At 59.4% G+C, this 278-nt stretch carries 1 pseudogene; it reads left to right on the plus strand.

Features of this window, described 5'->3' with window-relative positions:
• Nucleotides 1-48: 48 nt before the first annotated feature.
• Nucleotides 49-278: pseudogene (locus ACTHS3_RS17800) on the plus strand (sulfate ABC transporter permease subunit CysW); the annotation flags it as partial.

A 278-nucleotide genomic window follows, 5' to 3' on the forward strand; every position in this document is an offset into this window, starting at 1 on the left:
TCAGACGACCTCCAAACATCTTAAAACCAACCTGAGAACACCACCGCCCTGAAACCCTATTCCGCCAATCCCAACCTGACCGAACCGCGCTGGCTGCGCGTGCTGTTGACCGCCGTCGCGCTGGGGTTCCTGCTGCTGATGCTGGTCGTACCGCTTGTCGCCGTGTTTTACGAAGCGCCGAAAGGCGGTTGGGATTTGTACCTGCAATCCCTTACCGATCCCGAAGCGTGGGCGGCAATCAAGCTCACCCTGATTACCGCTGCGGTGGTCGTTCCCGT

The organism is Neisseria sp. P0009.S007, from assembly GCF_051962515.1.